This window comes from Kitasatospora sp. NPDC059571, assembly GCF_042735675.1.
In the GTDB taxonomy this organism is placed as follows: Bacteria; Actinomycetota; Actinomycetes; order Streptomycetales; family Streptomycetaceae; genus Kitasatospora.
This window is the reverse complement of the sequence record NZ_JBHWBW010000773.1, coordinates 1-339: the sequence shown is the minus strand read 5'-3', so window position 1 is coordinate 339 and position 339 is coordinate 1. Positions and strand designations below refer to the sequence as shown.

Below are 339 nucleotides of genomic sequence, written 5' to 3'. Positions count from 1 at the left end.
ACAATGGACCTCCCCCCACCGCGAAACCCCCGCCGCCACAGCACCGACGAGTCCAACGTGGACCCGGCCGCCGCCACCGGCGGCAGCCGCACCGCGGCGGGCTTCATCGGCCGCTCCTCCGGCCGGGCCAAGCCGGGCTCCGGCTCGCGCAGCGGCTCCACCTACGGGACGGGCCGCCCGCGCCGCTCGGCCGACTGACGACCGCTCACCCGCAGTCCCGATATAGGGGCGCGGGGGGGGGCGCGGCGCACACGTCCACCCCCCCGCCTCGACCCCGCCCGGCAGCCAGAGGAGCCCCAGTCAGCCACCCCGCCGCCGGGGCGGGGGCTCAGAGGAATC

At 78.5% G+C, this 339-nt stretch carries 1 protein-coding gene; it reads left to right on the top strand.

Annotated features, from left to right (window positions below; all coding sequences use genetic code 11):
• The coding region (locus ACFV0G_RS38880; RefSeq protein ID WP_380558488.1) for a hypothetical protein at window positions 1–198 on the top strand (198 nt) is incomplete at its 5' end.
• Window positions 199–339: the final 141 nt, after the last annotated feature.